Consider the following 16,083-nt stretch of genomic DNA (forward strand, 5'->3'; position numbering starts at 1 on the left):
ACAAAGTCTCACCGGTAAGGGGTGGATCATGACAGAGCTGGCGCGGTTGAAGTTTTATGCCACTCAACCCCACTCCTGCAGCTACCTGCCTGGCGAGCAGGCTACCACGCTGTTTCTCGACCCCAGCCAGCCGATGGATGTGCATGTGTATGCCGACCTGTCGGAAATGGGCTTTCGGCGCAGCGGCGACCACCTGTACCGCCCCCACTGCCAGCATTGCAACGCCTGCGTGCCGGCGCGCATTCCAGCCGCACGGTTCATACCCAACCGCCAACAGCGGCGCATCGTCAAGCGCAATACCGACCTTGTCGTCACCGCCACGCGCCCGGTGTTCACCGAAGAATATTTCGACCTGTACCGGCGCTATATCGAACAGCGCCATGCCGATGGCGATATGTATCCGCCAAGCCGCGACCAGTTTTCCACTTTTCTGGTGCGCGACCTGCCGTTCAGCTGGTTCTACGAATTCCGCCTCGAAGGCCGCCTGCTGGCGGTCGCGGTGTGCGACCTGCTGCCCAATGGCCTGTCAGCGGTGTACACCTTCTACGAACCCGCCGAAGAGCGCCGCAGCCTCGGCCGCTACGCTATCTTGTGGCAAATCGGCGAGGCGCTGCGCCTGGAGCTTGAGGCGGTTTATCTTGGCTACTGGATCAAGAACTGCAAGAAAATGAACTACAAGACCCAGTACCGGCCTATCGAATTGCTGATCAATCAGCGCTGGGTAAGCCTTAATTGAAAGCATTGGCTTGAAACACAATTTTCGGGCATAATCCACGCCACTTTTTTAGCCCGGTGCAGTCACGCGTCGGGCCAACACTGGACACCGAGGGCTTTACTGCATGTCGAAAGAAGACAGCTTCGAAATGGAAGGCACTGTCGTCGACACCCTACCTAACACCATGTTCCGCGTGGAGTTGGAAAACGGGCACGTCGTTACCGCGCACATCTCCGGAAAGATGCGCAAGAACTACATTCGTATTCTCACTGGCGACAAGGTCCGCGTCGAGCTGACGCCCTACGACCTGAGCAAGGGCCGCATCACCTACCGCGCCCGCTAAGCTTCAGCCATGAAAAAGCCCGGCCAATGTGCCGGGCTTTTTCATGGGTTTTGCAAACAGTGCGGGGCAAGCCCCGCACGTGCGTTACGCCACCTCAGCCGTGGTTTCGTAGTCGAACACCAGTTCGCCGTCGCGCAGGTCGATGTGGACCACACCGCCATGCTCGGCCAGCTCGCCGAACAGGATCTCCTCGGCCAGCGGCCGCTTGATCTTGTCCTGGATCAACCGCGCCATTGGCCGTGCGCCCATTTGCACATCGTAGCCCGACGCCGCCAGCCAGCCGCGCGCGTCGTCGCTGACTTCCAGCAACACACGCTTGTCCTCCAGCTGCGCCTGCAGTTCGATGAGGAACTTGTCGACGATGCTCTTGATGGTCTCGTGGGACAGACGACCAAACTGGATGATGGTGTCCAGACGGTTGCGGAACTCCGGTGTGAACGCCTTGCGAATGACTTCCATGGCATCGGACGAGTGGTCCTGATGGGTGAAGCCGATCGAGGCCCGCGCAGCGGTTTCGGCGCCGGCGTTGGTGGTCATGATCAGGATCACGTTGCGGAAGTCCGCCTTGCGCCCGTTGTTGTCGGTCAGGGTGCCGTGGTCCATCACCTGCAGCAGCAGGTTGAAGACTTCAGGGTGCGCCTTCTCGATTTCATCGAGCAACAATACACAGTGCGGCTGCTTGGTGATCGCCTCAGTCAACAGACCGCCTTGATCAAAGCCGACGTAGCCCGGCGGCGCACCGATCAGGCGCGACACAGTGTGCCGTTCCATGTACTCCGACATATCGAAGCGCACCAACTCGACACCCAGCGCCTTGGCCAACTGCCGCGCGGCCTCGGTCTTGCCCACGCCGGTAGGGCCGGCGAACAGGAACGAACCCACAGGCTTGTCTGGCGCCTTCAAGCCCGCACGGGACAGCTTGATGGCCGTCGACAGCGAGTCGATGGCGGCATCCTGGCCGAACACGGTGAGCTTGAGGTCCCGCTCAAGGTTACGCAGCAGTTCTTTGTCGGAGCTGCTGACATGCTTTGGCGGAATGCGCGCAATCTTGGCGACGATATCTTCTACCTGCGGCACATCGATACGCTTGACGCGATTTGCCTCAGGCTGCAGGCGCTGATAGGCGCCAGCTTCGTCGATCACGTCAATTGCCTTGTCGGGCATATGACGGTCGTTGATGTAGCGCGAGGCTAGCTCGGCCGCGGCGCGCAGGGCTTCGTCGCTGTACTCGATGTTGTGGTGGCTCTCGAAACGGCCTTTGAGCCCACGCAGAATGCCCACTGTGTCCTCGACGGAGGGTTCCGACACGTCAACCTTCTGGAAGCGCCGGGCCAGAGCACGGTCCTTCTCGAAGATGCCACGGAATTCCTGGAAGGTGGTCGAGCCAATGCAGCGGATATCACCCGACGACAACAGTGGCTTGAGCAAGTTGGAGGCATCCATGACGCCGCCAGAGGCAGCCCCGGCACCGATGATGGTGTGGATTTCATCGATGAACAGAATTGCCTGCGGGCGCTTGCGCAGCTCGCCAAGCAGCGCCTTGAAACGCTTCTCGAAATCGCCGCGATATTTGGTACCGGCAAGCAATGCGCCGAGGTCGAGCGAGTAGACCACGCTTTGCGCCAGCAGGTCAGGCACCTGACCATCGACAATACGCTTGGCCAGGCCTTCGGCGATAGCCGTTTTGCCCACACCAGCCTCGCCGACCAGCAGCGGGTTGTTCTTGCGCCGACGGGCAAGAATCTGCGCCACGCGCTCGACCTCCTGCTCGCGGCCGACCAACGGGTCGATACGCCCGGCACGGGCCAGTTCATTCAGGTTGCTGGCGTAGGCATCCAGCGGGTTGCTGGACGACGACGTTTCGCCGCCCTCTTCGTCCTGCATATCCTGGTCGCTGTCGGTGTGTGGCCCATGCCCCGGCACCTTGCTGATGCCGTGGGCAATGTAGTTGACCACGTCAATACGGGCCACGCTCTGCTGCTTGAGCAGAAACACAGCCTGGCTTTCCTGTTCGCTGAAAATGGCCACCAGCACATTGGCGCCGGTCACCTCACGCTTGCCGGAGCTTTGCACGTGGAACACCGCGCGCTGCAGCACCCGCTGGAAGCCCAGCGTCGGTTGCGTTTCACGATCTTCGTCGTGCACAGGGATCAGCGGCGTGGTGGAGTCGATGAACTCTTGCAGATCATGCTTGAGCTTGTCGAGATTGGCGCCACAGGCGCGCAGAACGGTCGCGGCAGCCTCATTGTCAAGGAGTGCCAGCAGCAGGTGTTCGACGGTCATGAACTCATGACGCTTCGAACGGGCCTCCTTGAAGGCCAGATTGAGGGTGACTTCGAGCTCGCGGTTTAACATAGCTTCACCTCATACCCAAGTGGTCGGCGATTAACCGTCCTTCTCGATTTCACAGAGTAGCGGATGCTGGCTTTCCCTGGCGTATTGGTTGACCTGCATGGCCTTCGTTTCGGCGATGTCCCGGGTAAACAATCCGCACACTGCCCGCCCCTCGGTATGGACGGTCAGCATGATCTTGGTCGCCAGCTCGCGGTTCAGATTGAAGAACGTCTCGAGCACTTCGACGACGAAATCCATCGGTGTGTAGTCATCGTTGAACAAAACCACCTTGTACATCGGTGGCGCCTGCAAAAGCGGCTTGGCCTCCTGAACCGCAAGGCCGGCACCATCATCCTCGTGTCCGTCATCCTGTGACGGGCGATCCTGATTGAATGTTAGTCGAATCTTACTGAATACATGCATGGAAAGAATTTCATCATGATCGACAAGTTAAGGTTGTCGGTTGACTGCACGGAGCCCGCTCGGCGCGGGCGCCGGGTGACCTTGACTATCGGCAAAACGGTGTTACAACCAATAGGAACCCACCGTGGTCGATAAAGATCCGCGCAGTCAACCAGATTTTTACGCAAGGTTCGTATGCGGATGAAGTGGATGATACTCCAGTGATGGAGTCCTTTGCAGAGGGACATAGGGATGACAAGCGGTAAAGTCAAGTGGTTCAACAACGCCAAGGGTTTTGGATTCGTCAACGAACACGATAGCGATGCCGACGTGTTCGCCCACTTCTCAGCTATCAACATGGGTACCGACGGCGCCTACAAAACCCTCAAAGCCGGGCAGTTGGTGGTGTTTGAGGTAGTACAGGGGCCGAAGGGGCTGCTGGCGAAAAATATCATCGATGCCGAAATGGCCAAGACGCTCAGTGGCGCCAAGCCGCTCGCTGAAGCCGCACCGCTTGAACGTGAAACCGTCCAGACCTGATAACCGTCCTCCTTCCGAAACAGACCGGTCACTGCGAAAAGCAGCTGACCGGTTTTTTATGCCCTGCGCTTACATATGCTTGATCATTTCGTCGCCAAACCCCGAACTGCCGACCAGCGTCGCGCCATCCATCAGGCGCTCGAAATCGTAGGTTACAGTTTTGGCGGCAATGGCCCCGTTGGTGCCCTTGATGATCAGGTCAGCGGCTTGCGTCCAGCCCATGTGCCGCAACATCATTTCCGCCGAAAGAATCACCGAGCCGGGGTTAACCTTGTCCTGGCCTGCATATTTGGGCGCAGTACCGTGCGTCGCCTCGAACATCGCCACCGTGTCCGACAGGTTGGCGCCAGGGGCAATGCCGATGCCGCCCACCTCCGCGGCCAGCGCATCCGACAGATAGTCGCCGTTGAGGTTAAGGGTCGCGATCACGTCGTATTCGGCCGGGCGCAGCAGGATCTGCTGCAGCATGGCGTCGGCGATGGCGTCCTTGACGACCACCTCGCGGCCGCTGACCGGGTTCTTGAACTTCATCCACGGGCCACCATCGAGCAATTCGGCGCCAAACTCGTCGCGCGCCACTTCATAGCCCCAGTCCTTGAACGCCCCTTCAGTGAATTTCATGATGTTGCCCTTGTGCACCAGGGTCAGCGACTCGCGATCGTTGTCCACCACATACTGCAAGGCTTTACGCACCAGGCGCTGAGTGCCCTGCTTGGACACAGGTTTGATACCAATGCCACAGTCCTGGTCGAAACGAATCTTGGTAACGCCCATTTCCTCCTTGAGAAACTTGATCACCTTGTCCGCCTCAGGTGACCCTGCCTTCCACTCGATGCCGGCGTAGATATCCTCGGAGTTCTCGCGGAAGATCACCATGTCCACATCACCCGGCTTCTTGACCGGGCTCGGCACGCCTTCGAACCACAGCACCGGGCGCAGGCATACATACAGGTCCAGTTGCTGGCGCAAGGCCACGTTCAGCGAACGGATACCGCCACCCACTGGCGTGGTCAGCGGCCCCTTGATCGACACCACGTAGTCCTTGACCGCCTGTAGGGTTTCCTCGGGCAGCCAGGTGTCCTGGTCATACACCTGAGTGGCCTTCTCGCCAGCGTAGACTTCCATCCAAGCGATCTTGCGCTTGCCGCCGTAGGCCTTGAGCACCGCGGCGTCCACGACTTTGATCATGACTGGCGAGACATCCACGCCGATGCCATCCCCTTCGATGTACGGAATGATCGGGTTGTCAGGCACATTGAGCGAATGGTCTGCATTGACGGTGATCTTGCTGCCGTCAGCCGGAACCTTGATTTTCTGGTATCCCATGCTGCACTACTCCGCGTCGTTGCTGGTGGGTTGGAAAGCGTGCGCTGCACTGAGCCTAAACCACATCCGTCGACCTGCAAGCCCGCCTGCCACCTGCGACAACCCGCCACATTGCCCCTACGTCTTTGGTCTTATAAATGGCGCGAACGCACTTGACCTTGCTGAATAGCCCAAAGGGTTTGGTATACTCCGGCGCTGACCGCTAGGTCATCGGGGCGAACCCTTGGAAATGCGGCTCGCCCTAGGCCACGAACGGCCACCAAGTCTGGGTTGTTACCGCAGCTCAGCAATTGACGCTCGACTGATGCATCCACCATCACCGCTCGCAGCCTCTCGACTTTCCGCTCATGGCGCTGCCAGGGCGATGCGCCTACCCTGCGCACCTCGAGACTCGAGTACGCTCAGCACATAGAGAGTTAACCCGCATGCCCACCCGTTCCAAGATCATCTATACCTTCACCGACGAAGCCCCCGCCCTCGCCACCTACTCGCTGCTGCCGATCGTCGAAGCGTTCACCGCCTCGGCTGACATCGCCGTCGAAACCCGCGATATCTCCCTGGCTGGCCGTATCCTCGCGTCGTTCCCGGAGCACTTGGGCGCAGAGAAGCAGGTAGGCGATCACCTGGCGGAGCTGGGCCAACTGGCAACCACCCCCGAAGCCAACATCATCAAGCTGCCGAACATTTCTGCATCGGTCCCGCAGCTCAAGGCCGCCATCAAGGAGCTGCAAGCCAAAGGCTTCAACATCCCTGACTACGCCGACGAGCCAGCCAGCGCCGAGGAAAAAGAATCCCGCGCTCGCTACGACCGCATCAAGGGCAGCGCCGTAAACCCGGTTCTGCGCGAAGGCAACTCCGACCGCCGCGCACCGCTGTCGGTCAAGAACTACGCACGCAAGCACCCGCACAAGATGGGCGCCTGGGCCGCAGACTCGCAGTCCCACGTTGCGCACATGAACAGCGGCGACTTCTACGGCAGCGAAAAGGCAGCCCTGATCGAAGCTGACGACAGCCTGCGCATCGAGCTGGTCGGCAAAGACGGCAGCACCACCGTGCTGAAAGAAAAGACCGCAGTCAAAGCCGCCGAAGTGGTCGACTGCGCTACCTTGAGCCGCAAAGCCCTGAAAACCTTCATCACCGAGCAGATCGCTGATGCCAAGGCCTCCGGCGTGCTGCTGTCGGTTCACCTGAAAGCCACCATGATGAAGGTCTCCGACCCGATCATGTTCGGCGTGATCGTCGAAGCCTTCTACGGCGAAGTGCTGAACAAGCACGCAGCTGCCCTTGCCGAAGTGGGCTTCAACGCCAACAACGGCATCGGCGACCTGTACGCCCGCATCAAGGACCTGCCAGCTGACAAGCAGGCCGAGATCGAAGCCGACATCCAGGCCCTGTACGCCGTTCGCCCGGCCCTGGCCATGGTCAACTCGGACAAAGGCATTACCAACCTGCACGTGCCGAGCGACGTCATCGTCGACGCCTCGATGCCTGCAATGATCCGCGACTCGGGCAAAATGTGGAACACCGCCGGTGAACTGCAGGACGCCAAGGCGATCATCCCGGACCGCTGCTACGCCGGCATCTACCAGGCCACCATCGAAGACTGCAAAAAGCATGGTGCCCTGGACCCAACCACCATGGGTAGCGTGCCGAACGTCGGCCTGATGGCCCAAAAAGCCGAAGAGTACGGCTCCCACGACAAGACCTTCCAGGTTCAGGCTGACGGCGTCGTGCGCGTTGTCGACAGCAAAGGCAAGGTGGTTCTGGAGCAGAACGTCGAAGCTGGCGACATCTTCCGTATGTGCCAGACCAAAGACGCGCCGATCCAGGACTGGGTCAAGCTGGCCGTCAACCGCGCCCGCCTGAGCGGCACCCCAGCAGTATTCTGGCTGGATCCGGCCCGCGCCCACGACGGCGTCATGATCGAGAAGGTACAGCGTTACCTGAAAGACCACGACACCACTGGCCTGGACATCCGTGTCATGGCCCCGGTCGATGCCATCAAGTTCTCCCTGGCCCGTATTCGCGAAGGCAAGGACACCATTTCGGTGACCGGCAACGTGCTGCGCGACTACCTGACCGACCTGTTCCCGATCATGGAGCTGGGCACCAGCGCCAAGATGCTGTCGATCGTACCGCTGATGAACGGCGGTGGCCTGTTCGAAACCGGCGCCGGCGGTTCGGCTCCGAAGCACGTACAGCAACTGGTCGAAGAAAACTTCCTGCGCTGGGACTCGCTGGGTGAATTCCTGGCGCTGGCGGCATCGCTGGAGCACTTGGGCAACACCTACGACAACCCGCGCGCCAAGGTTCTGGCCAATACCCTGGACCAGGCTACCGGCAAGTTCCTCGACACCAACAAGTCGCCTTCGCGCAAAGTGGGTGGCATCGACAACCGCGGCAGCCACTTCTACCTGACCCTGTACTGGGCCGAAGCACTGGCTGCACAGTCTGACGATGCAGCGCTGCAAGCGCGCTTCGCTCCGCTGGCTAAAACCCTGGCCGAGAACGAGGAGACTATTGTCGCCGAGCTCAACGCCGTTCAGGGCAAGCCAGCCGACATCGGTGGCTACTACGCCCCGGATGCCGAGCTGACCGCCAAGGTGATGCGCCCAAGCAAGACCCTGAACAGCGCCATTGCCGCACTGTAAGGCTCGCTTGAAGTAACCCCACAAACCCCGGCCACGCACCGGGGTTTGTGCTTTTTGAGCCGCAAGCTTTGAGCGGCCAGCTACACGCTGAAGCAGTCCGCGTGCCGCGTCGGCTTGTCGCTTGCCGCTTGCCGCTTGCCGCTTGCCGCTTGCCGCTTGCCGCTTGCCGCTTGCCGCTCAAAGCTTGCCACTTTAGGGAGAGTATCGACCGTGTCCTGGCAACCCCACATCACCGTCGCCACCGTCGTCGAACGTGACGGCAAGTTTCTGTTCGTCGAAGAATTCAAAGCCGGCCAGCACGTCTTCAATCAGCCCGCCGGCCACCTCGAAGCCAATGAAACCCTGGCCCAGGCCGCACTGCGCGAAACCCTCGAAGAAACCGCCTGGGACGTGGAGCTTACCGGCGTGGTGGGCATTTACCTGTACACCGCACCGAGCAACGGGGTCACCTACCAGCGCATCTGCTTCGCCGCCCGCCCCCTGCGCCATCACCCCGACCGCGCACTGGACAGCGACATCGTCCGCGCCGTTTGGCTGAGCCGCGACGAACTGCTGGCCGCCCCGGAACGCTGGCGCAGCGAGCTGGTGCCGCGCTGCCTGGATGACTACCTGGCAGGGCCGCTGCACAGCCTTGCATTGCTGCGCGACTGACGCCAGCTCACGGGTTTGCTAGAATCGGCGCTTTTCCCCCTGAAACACACCGGTAGCCATGACCAACCCAGCACTCAAAGACCCCGCCAAGACCCGCGTCATCGTCGGCATGTCCGGCGGCGTGGACTCATCCGTCTCCGCCCTTCTGCTCATCGAGCAGGGCTACCAGGTGGAAGGGCTGTTCATGAAAAACTGGGAAGAGGACGACGGCACCGAATACTGCACCGCCCGCGAAGACCTGGCAGATGCCCAGGCCGTGTGCGACCGTATCGGCATCAAGCTGCATACCGCCAACTTCGCCGCCGAATACTGGGATAACGTGTTCGAGCATTTCCTCGAAGAATACAAAGCCGGCCGTACGCCCAACCCGGACATCCTTTGCAACCGCGAAATCAAGTTCAAGGCGTTCCTCGACTACGCCCTGTCGCTTGGCGCCGACCTGATCGCAACCGGCCACTACGTGCGCCGCCGCGACACCGGCAGCCTTACCGAGTTGCTCAAGGGCCTGGACCCGAACAAGGACCAGAGCTACTTCCTGCATGCCGTGGGCGGCAATGAAATTGCCCGCACACTGTTCCCGGTGGGCGAACTGGAAAAGCCCGAAGTGCGCGCCATCGCCGAAAAACACGGCCTGGCCACCGCCAAGAAAAAGGACTCGACCGGCATCTGCTTCATAGGCGAGCGCCGCTTCAGTGACTTCCTCAAGCAGTACCTGCCGGCCCAGCCAGGCAATATCGAAACCACCGAAGGCGACGTGATCGGCCGCCATCACGGCCTGATGTACCACACCATCGGTCAGCGCCAGGGCCTTGGCATCGGCGGCCTCAAAGACGCAGGCGACGAGCCGTGGTACGTGCTGCACAAGGACTTGGTGCGTAACGTACTGGTGGTGGGCCAAGGCAACGAACACCCCTGGCTGTTCTCGCGTGCGCTGCTGGCTTCGGAAATCTTCTGGGTCAACCCGGTCGACCTGTCCAGCCCGCGCCAGCTGACCGCCAAGGTCCGCTACCGCCAGGGTGACCAACAGTGCACCCTGGAACGCACAGCAGACGGCTATCGCGCCGTATTCGCCGAGCCCCAGCGCGCTGTGACCCCCGGCCAGTCCGTGGTGTTCTATGACGGTGAGGTGTGCCTGGGCGGCGGCGTGATCGAAACCGCCGAGCCATGGAGCCCGCGCGCATGAACAACCTGCAGGAGCAACTGGTCGCCCTGGGCGGCGTGTTCCAGGCCGCTGTACTGGTCGACCGTATCGCCCGCACCGGGCAGGCCAGCGAGGCCAATATCGGCTGCATGCTCGGCAGCCTGCTGGTACGCGACCCCAACGACACCCTTGAAGTGTTCGGCGGCGACGACCTGAACCTGCGCGACGGCTACCGGGCACTGGTAGGGGCGCTGGAGCGCGACCCCAGCAGCCTGCAGCGCGAACCGCTGCGCTATGCGCTGTCGATGCTCGGCCTTGAGCGCCAGCTGAACAAGCGCGGCGACCTGCTCGACACCATCGGCAACCGCCTGCCACAAATTCAGTCCCAGGCCGACCACTTCGGCCTGGTTCACGACAACGTCATCGCCTCCAGTGGCGCGCTCTACCAGGACACCCTGAGCACCTTGCGCCAACGGATCCAGGTGCATGGCGACATGCGCTTCCTGCAGCAGGCCAACAACGCCTCGAAGATCCGCGCCATCCTGCTGGCCGGCATCCGCGCCGCGCGCCTGTGGCGCCAATTGGGCGGGCACCGCTGGCAGCTGGTCTTCAGCCGCCGCAAGCTGCTCAACGAACTGTATGGCCTGATGCGCACCGAATCCTGAACGCCGCGCCTACACGCTTCAAAACGGCCCGACCTTTGGTCAGCCACCCGACTCCGGCGCATTTTTCATGTATGATATGCGCCCTCCAAAAGCCTGACTGTCCGAGAACACCCCATGCAGCTTTCTTCGCTCACTGCGGTTTCCCCTGTAGACGGCCGTTATGCCGGCAAAACCCAGGCCTTGCGCCCTATTTTCAGCGAGTTCGGCCTGATCCGCTTCCGCGCTCTGGTTGAAGTGCGCTGGCTGCAACGCCTGGCCGCTCACCCGCAGGTCGGCGAAGTGCCAGCATTCAGCGCCCAAGCCAATGCCGTGCTGGACAGCCTGGCCACCGATTTCAAGCTTGAGCACGCCGAGCGCGTCAAGGAAATCGAACGCACCACCAACCACGACGTCAAGGCCATCGAGTACCTGCTCAAGGAGCAGGCGGCACAGTTGCCTGAACTGGCCAAGGTCAGCGAGTTCATCCACTTCGCCTGCACCAGCGAGGACATCAACAACCTGTCCCACGCCCTGATGCTGCGCGCTGGCCGTGATGACGTGCTGCTGCCGCTGATGCGCCAGATCGCCGAGTCGATCCGCGCCCTGGCCCACGCCCACGCCGACGTGCCGATGCTGTCGCGCACCCATGGCCAGCCGGCTTCGCCGACTACCTTGGGCAAAGAGCTGGCCAACGTGGTCTACCGCCTGGAGCGCCAGATCGCGCAAGTGGCCGCCGTGCCGCTGCTGGGCAAGATCAACGGCGCCGTAGGCAACTACAACGCCCACCTGTCGGCTTACTCGCAAATCGACTGGGAAGAGAACGCACGCGCCTTCATCGAAGACGAGCTGGGCCTGCAGTTCAACCCGTACACCACGCAAATCGAGCCGCACGACTACATCGCCGAGCTGTTCGACGCCATCGCCCGTTTCAACACCATCCTCATCGACTTCGACCGCGACGTCTGGGGCTACATCTCGCTGGGCTACTTCAAGCAAAAAACCGTTGCCGGCGAAATCGGCTCCTCGACCATGCCGCACAAGGTCAACCCAATCGACTTCGAAAACTCCGAAGGCAACCTGGGTATCGCCAACGCACTGTTCCAGCACCTGGCCAGCAAGCTGCCGGTTTCGCGCTGGCAGCGTGACCTGACCGACTCCACCGTGCTGCGCAACCTGGGCGTTGGTTTTGCCCACAGCGTCATCGCCTACGAGGCCAGCCTCAAGGGTATTGGCAAGCTGGAAGTCAACCACGCCCGTATCGCTGCCGACCTGGACGCCTGCTGGGAAGTCCTCGCCGAGCCGATCCAGACCGTGATGCGCCGCTTCAACATCGAGAACCCCTACGAGAAGCTCAAAGAGCTGACCCGTGGCAAGGGCATCACCCCTGAAGCACTGCTGACCTTCATCGACGGCCTGGACATGCCAGCCGACGCCAAGGCCGAGCTCAAGCTGCTCACGCCTGCGACCTACATCGGTAACGCAGTGGCCCAGGCCAAACGCGTCTAAGCTGAGCGTCGCCTCCTACGCCCGGCCTAGCCGGGCGTTTTTATTCCCGTACAAAAATTGCGTTTTTTCAATAGGTTGAACATGAATTCTGATACTCCACTGCAACTGCTTGGCGGCCTTACTGCCCGTGAATTCCTGCGCGACTACTGGCAGAAGAAGCCGCTACTGGTGCGTCAGGCGTTCACCGACTTCGTCAGCCCCATCGACCCCGACGAACTGGCGGGCCTGGCACTTGAAGAAGAAGTCGAGTCGCGCCTGGTGCTCGAGCACGGCGAGCGCCCCTGGGAAATGCGCCGCGGCCCGTTCGCGGAAGACGCCTTCGCCGACCTGCCCGAGCGTGACTGGACCCTGCTGGTACAAGCGGTGGACCAGTTCGTACCGGAAGTCGCCGAATTGCTCGAAGAATTCCGCTTCCTGCCAAGCTGGCGTATCGACGATGTAATGATCAGCTACGCAGCCCCTGGCGGCAGCGTTGGCCCGCATTTCGACAACTACGACGTGTTCCTGCTGCAGGGCCACGGCACGCGCAACTGGAAAATCGGCCAGATGTGCAACAGCGACAGCCCGCTGATCGAGCACGCCGACCTGCGTATCCTGGCCGACTTCGAACTCAGCGAAGAATGGAGCCTTGAGCCCGGCGACATGCTCTACCTGCCGCCACGCCTGGCCCACTACGGCATCGCCGAAGACGAGTGCCTGACCTACTCGGTGGGCTTCCGCGCCCCGAGCGCTGCCGAAGTGCTGACCCACTTCACCGACTTCCTCAGCCAGTTCCTGCCTGACGAAGAGCGTTACAGCGATGCCGACGCGCAGCCGGTCGCCGACCCGCACCAGATCCAGCACGACGCCCTCGATCGCCTCAAGGCGTTGCTGGCCGAGCACATGGGTGACGAGCGTCTGTTGCTGACCTGGTTTGGCCAGTTCATGACCGAGCCGCGCTACCCGGAAATGGTCGCAGGCGAAGAGCTCAACGAAGCCGAGCTGCTCGACAGCCTCGAACAGGGCGCTATCCTTGTTCGTAACCCAAGCGCGCGCTTGGCTTGGTCGGAAGTGGACGACAACCTGCTGCTGTTCGCCAGCGGCCAAAGCCGCCTGCTCTCGGGGCATCTGCGCCCGCTGCTGAAACTGATCTGCGCCGCCGACGCGCTGCACCAGGAAAACCTGGCTAAGTGGCTGGCAGACGAAGAAGGCCTGCTGCTGGTGTGCCAGCTGGTCAAGCAAGGAAGCCTGGGGTTTGCCAACGATGAATAAAATCAGTGTTCGCCTGGCCGACTGGCACAAGGACAACGCCGACATCCACCGTATCCGTAGCGCCGTGTTCGTCGCCGAGCAGCACGTGCCGCCAGAGCTCGAGTTCGACGCCGAAGACCCGACCGCCGTGCATTTTCTGGCCATGGAGGGCGACTACCCGATCGGTACCGCCCGCCTGCTGCCTGACGGCACCATTGGCCGGGTATCGGTGCTCAAGGACTGGCGCGGGCTGAACGTCGGCGATGCGCTGATGCGTGCGGTCATCGGCGAAGCCCAGAACCGCGACCTCAAGCAGCAGATGCTCAGCGCCCAGGTACACGCCACGCCGTTCTACGAGCGCCTGGGCTTCCGGGTGGTCAGCGAAGAGTTCCTCGAAGCGGGGATCCCGCATGTGGACATGGTCCGCGACTCCTGCGACGCCGCCTGATGCCTGCGCCCGCCCCGCAAGGACAGCCGTTCTTGCGGGGCGGGCTTGCCGCAGAATACATTCCCCGCAACACCAAGCTGTATATCCATACAGATAAAACTTGCCTGCACGCCGCGCTTTGCGCATTCTAGTGCCCATCCCCACCGATGAGCCTGCGGCCATGCGCCTGTTTCTCTGCGAAAAGCCTTCCCAGGCCAAAGACATCGCCAAAGTGCTTGGCGCCAACCGCCGCGCTGACGGCTGTTGGCAAGGCACTGACGTGTGCGTTACCTGGTGCATCGGCCACCTGCTCGAAACCGCGCCACCCGACAGCTACGACCAGCGCTACAAACGCTGGTCGCTGGACGACCTGCCGATCATCCCCGAAAAATGGAAGATGACCGTAAAGCCCAAGACCGCCAGCCAGTACAAGGCCGTCAAGCGCTTGCTCGGTGAGGCCCGTGAACTGGTGATCGCCACCGATGCCGACCGCGAGGGTGAAATGATCGCCCGCGAGCTGGTCGAACACTGCCGCTACCGGGGCCCGATCCAGCGCCTGTGGTTATCGGCGCTGGACGACGCCTCGATCCGCAAAGCCCTGGCACGGCTGCTGCCCGGCCAGGAAACCTTCAGCCTCTACCACTCAGCCTTGGGCCGCTCACGGGCGGACTGGCTGATCGGCATGAACATGAGCCGGCTGTTTACCTTGCTCGGGCGCCAGTCAGGCTACCAGGGCGTATTGCCAGTAGGCCGCGTGCAAACTCCAACGCTGCGCCTGGTGGTTGACCGCGACCGTAGCATCGCCGACTTCGTGCCCGTGCCGTTCTGGGCCATCGACGTGCAGTTGCACAGTGCCGGCCAGGTGTTCAACAGCCAGTGGCGCGCGCCCGATGACGCCTGCGACGATCAAGGCCGCTGCCTGAACCAGGCGTTGGCGCAACAGGCCGCCGCCGACATGCAGGCCGCCGGCACAGCACAGGTGGCAAAAATCGCCACCGAACGTGTGCGCGAAGCCGCTCCCCTGCCCTTCGACCTCGGCACGCTGCAAGAGGTCTGCTCGAAGAAGCTCGGTTTGGGCGCCCAGGAAACCCTCGACATCGCCCAGGCGTTGTACGAAACCCACAAACTGATCACCTACCCGCGCAGCGACAGTGGCTACCTGCCTGTTAGCCAGCACAGCGAAGCACCGGCCATCCTGGCAGCCTTGCAACGCGCCGACGCAAGCCTCGCACCGCTACAGCAGCACCTTGAGCCTGGGCGCCGGTCGCGCGCCTGGAACGACCAGAAGGTCAGCGCTCACCACGGCATCATCCCCACAGCTGCGGCCAGCGACCCGGCGCGCCTGCCGCCCAAGTACAAAGCGGTGTACACCCTGGTTCGGGCGCGCTACCTGGCGCAATTTCTGCCTAACCACGAGTACGACCGCACCCAGGCCGACTTCGACTGCGCTGGCCATGCGCTACGCGCGGTCGGCAAGCAGATCGTCGAGCCCGGCTGGCGCCGCGCCCTGCCCGAGGCGCTGACTCCCGCCAAAGGGCGTGAAGCACCGCCGACCCAAGTACTGCCTGCCCTGCAAAAGGGCCAAAACTGCTCGGTACATGGCCTGAACCTCAAGGACATGTGGACCCAGCCGCCAAAGCCATTTACCGAAGGCGACCTGATCAAGGCGATGAAGAACGTCGCCAAGCTGGTAGACGACCCAAGGCTCAAGCAAAAGCTCAAGGAAACCACCGGCATCGGCACCGAAGCGACTCGCGCCAGCATCATTCAGGGGTTGCTCGACCGTGGCTATCTGCTGAAAAACGGCAAGGCCCTCAGCGCCACCCCAGCCGCTTTCAGCTTGATAGACGCGGTACCCCGCGCCATCGCCGACCCAGGCACCACAGCCATTTGGGAGCAGGCGCTGGACATGGTGCAAAGCGGCGAAATGAGCCTTGAAGAATTCGTCAGCCGCCAGTCTGCCTGGATGGGCAAGCTGGTGCAGCGCTGCGCCGGCATGCGCTTTACCATCAGCGGGCCGGCTGCCGGCAAGGCGGCAACGCCCTGGAAGAAAAAACGCCGAGCAAGCAGCAACGCCAAACCCAAAGCCGCCCGTAGCAAAAAAGCCAAACCCGCGTAGGCGCTTGTCGTCGGGTGCCAGCGACTTTCCTCAGGCCCCCGCCCACCTGATAGT

At 61.8% G+C, this 16,083-nt stretch carries 14 protein-coding genes; 11 read left to right on the forward strand and 3 right to left on the reverse strand.

All coding sequences use genetic code 11. The features are described from left to right. The first annotated feature begins 28 nt into the window (after positions 1–28). A complete protein-coding gene (locus tag HU720_RS01000; RefSeq protein ID WP_186516547.1) occupies positions 29–736 on the forward strand; it encodes an arginyltransferase in 708 nt (235 codons plus the stop codon). 103 nt (positions 737–839) lie between these two features. Next, a complete protein-coding gene (infA, locus tag HU720_RS01005) occupies positions 840–1,058 on the forward strand; it encodes a translation initiation factor IF-1 (protein WP_002553999.1) in 219 nt (72 codons plus the stop codon). An 84-nt stretch (positions 1,059–1,142) separates the two neighbouring features. Here the strand turns inward: infA and clpA are convergent, their stop codons facing one another. Continuing rightward, on the reverse strand, positions 1,143–3,413 hold the full coding sequence (gene clpA / locus HU720_RS01010; protein ID WP_186516549.1) for an ATP-dependent Clp protease ATP-binding subunit ClpA: 2,271 nt from the start codon (positions 3,411–3,413) through the stop codon (positions 1,143–1,145). 30 nt (positions 3,414–3,443) lie between these two features. Beyond that, the gene (gene clpS / locus HU720_RS01015; protein ID WP_186516551.1) at positions 3,444–3,815 is read right to left on the reverse strand and encodes an ATP-dependent Clp protease adapter ClpS; all 372 of its coding nucleotides are present in this window, start codon (positions 3,813–3,815) and stop codon (positions 3,444–3,446) included. A gap of 231 nt (positions 3,816–4,046) precedes the next feature. Here clpS and HU720_RS01020 point away from each other — a divergent pair, with 231 nt between their 5' ends. Further along, positions 4,047–4,334 carry a cold shock domain-containing protein gene (locus HU720_RS01020; protein WP_186516560.1) on the forward strand — a complete coding sequence of 96 codons (288 nt, stop codon included), beginning with the start codon at positions 4,047–4,049 and terminating at the stop codon, positions 4,332–4,334. Positions 4,335–4,403: 69 nt separating this feature from the next. On the opposite strand, the gene icd is transcribed toward HU720_RS01020, so the two are convergent. After that, complete coding sequence (icd, locus tag HU720_RS01025) at positions 4,404–5,660, reverse strand: NADP-dependent isocitrate dehydrogenase (RefSeq protein ID WP_186516562.1); 1,257 nt, start codon at positions 5,658–5,660, stop codon at positions 4,404–4,406. Positions 5,661–6,085: 425 nt separating this feature from the next. On the opposite strand from icd, the gene HU720_RS01030 reads away from it, so the two are divergent. From HU720_RS01030 to HU720_RS01065, 8 genes are all read left to right on the forward strand, one after another. After that, entirely contained in the window at positions 6,086–8,311 is a 2,226-nt protein-coding gene (locus HU720_RS01030) for an NADP-dependent isocitrate dehydrogenase (protein WP_186516564.1), read from the forward strand. 210 nt (positions 8,312–8,521) lie between these two features. Further along, complete coding sequence (locus tag HU720_RS01035; protein WP_186516566.1) at positions 8,522–8,962, forward strand: NUDIX hydrolase; 441 nt, start codon at positions 8,522–8,524, stop codon at positions 8,960–8,962. Positions 8,963–9,020: 58 nt separating this feature from the next. Then, a complete protein-coding gene (gene mnmA / locus HU720_RS01040) occupies positions 9,021–10,145 on the forward strand; it encodes a tRNA 2-thiouridine(34) synthase MnmA (RefSeq protein WP_186516569.1) in 1,125 nt (374 codons plus the stop codon). Beyond that, on the forward strand, positions 10,142–10,768 hold the full coding sequence (hflD, locus tag HU720_RS01045; RefSeq protein ID WP_186516571.1) for a high frequency lysogenization protein HflD: 627 nt from the start codon (positions 10,142–10,144) through the stop codon (positions 10,766–10,768). The genes mnmA and hflD overlap by 4 nt, the downstream gene beginning before the upstream one ends. A gap of 114 nt (positions 10,769–10,882) precedes the next feature. Continuing rightward, positions 10,883–12,253 (forward strand): adenylosuccinate lyase, encoded by a 1,371-nt coding sequence (gene purB / locus HU720_RS01050; protein WP_186516573.1) that lies wholly within the window; start codon positions 10,883–10,885, stop codon positions 12,251–12,253. A gap of 81 nt (positions 12,254–12,334) precedes the next feature. Beyond that, entirely contained in the window at positions 12,335–13,504 is a 1,170-nt protein-coding gene (locus HU720_RS01055; RefSeq protein ID WP_186516575.1) for a cupin domain-containing protein, read from the forward strand. Then, positions 13,497–13,931, forward strand: a complete 435-nt coding sequence (locus HU720_RS01060) for a GNAT family N-acetyltransferase (RefSeq protein ID WP_186516577.1) — start codon at positions 13,497–13,499, stop codon at positions 13,929–13,931. The genes HU720_RS01055 and HU720_RS01060 overlap by 8 nt, the downstream gene beginning before the upstream one ends. A gap of 160 nt (positions 13,932–14,091) precedes the next feature. After that, positions 14,092–16,029, forward strand: coding sequence for a DNA topoisomerase III (locus tag HU720_RS01065; RefSeq protein WP_186516579.1), 1,938 nt, complete (start codon positions 14,092–14,094; stop codon positions 16,027–16,029). Positions 16,030–16,083: the final 54 nt, after the last annotated feature.

Source organism: Pseudomonas sp. SWRI51, from assembly GCF_014268825.1.
In the GTDB taxonomy this organism is placed as follows: domain Bacteria; phylum Pseudomonadota; class Gammaproteobacteria; order Pseudomonadales; family Pseudomonadaceae; genus Aquipseudomonas; species Aquipseudomonas farsensis.

Excerpts from the sequence above, each read along its gene's own strand:
- HU720_RS01000 (WP_186516547.1), top strand. The coding sequence starts at position 29 with ATGACAGAGCTGGCGCGGTTGAAGTTTTATGCCACTCAACCCCACTCC.
- infA (WP_002553999.1), top strand. The coding sequence starts at position 840 with ATGTCGAAAGAAGACAGCTTCGAAATGGAAGGCACTGTCGTCGACACC.
- clpA (WP_186516549.1), bottom strand. The coding sequence starts at position 3,413 with ATGTTAAACCGCGAGCTCGAAGTCACCCTCAATCTGGCCTTCAAGGAG.
- clpS (WP_186516551.1), bottom strand. The coding sequence starts at position 3,815 with ATGCATGTATTCAGTAAGATTCGACTAACATTCAATCAGGATCGCCCG.
- HU720_RS01020 (WP_186516560.1), top strand. The coding sequence starts at position 4,047 with ATGACAAGCGGTAAAGTCAAGTGGTTCAACAACGCCAAGGGTTTTGGA.
- icd (WP_186516562.1), bottom strand. The coding sequence starts at position 5,660 with ATGGGATACCAGAAAATCAAGGTTCCGGCTGACGGCAGCAAGATCACC.
- HU720_RS01030 (WP_186516564.1), top strand. The coding sequence starts at position 6,086 with ATGCCCACCCGTTCCAAGATCATCTATACCTTCACCGACGAAGCCCCC.
- mnmA (WP_186516569.1), top strand. The coding sequence starts at position 9,021 with ATGACCAACCCAGCACTCAAAGACCCCGCCAAGACCCGCGTCATCGTC.
- hflD (WP_186516571.1), top strand. The coding sequence starts at position 10,142 with ATGAACAACCTGCAGGAGCAACTGGTCGCCCTGGGCGGCGTGTTCCAG.
- purB (WP_186516573.1), top strand. The coding sequence starts at position 10,883 with ATGCAGCTTTCTTCGCTCACTGCGGTTTCCCCTGTAGACGGCCGTTAT.
- HU720_RS01055 (WP_186516575.1), top strand. The coding sequence starts at position 12,335 with ATGAATTCTGATACTCCACTGCAACTGCTTGGCGGCCTTACTGCCCGT.
- HU720_RS01060 (WP_186516577.1), top strand. The coding sequence starts at position 13,497 with ATGAATAAAATCAGTGTTCGCCTGGCCGACTGGCACAAGGACAACGCC.
- HU720_RS01065 (WP_186516579.1), top strand. The coding sequence starts at position 14,092 with ATGCGCCTGTTTCTCTGCGAAAAGCCTTCCCAGGCCAAAGACATCGCC.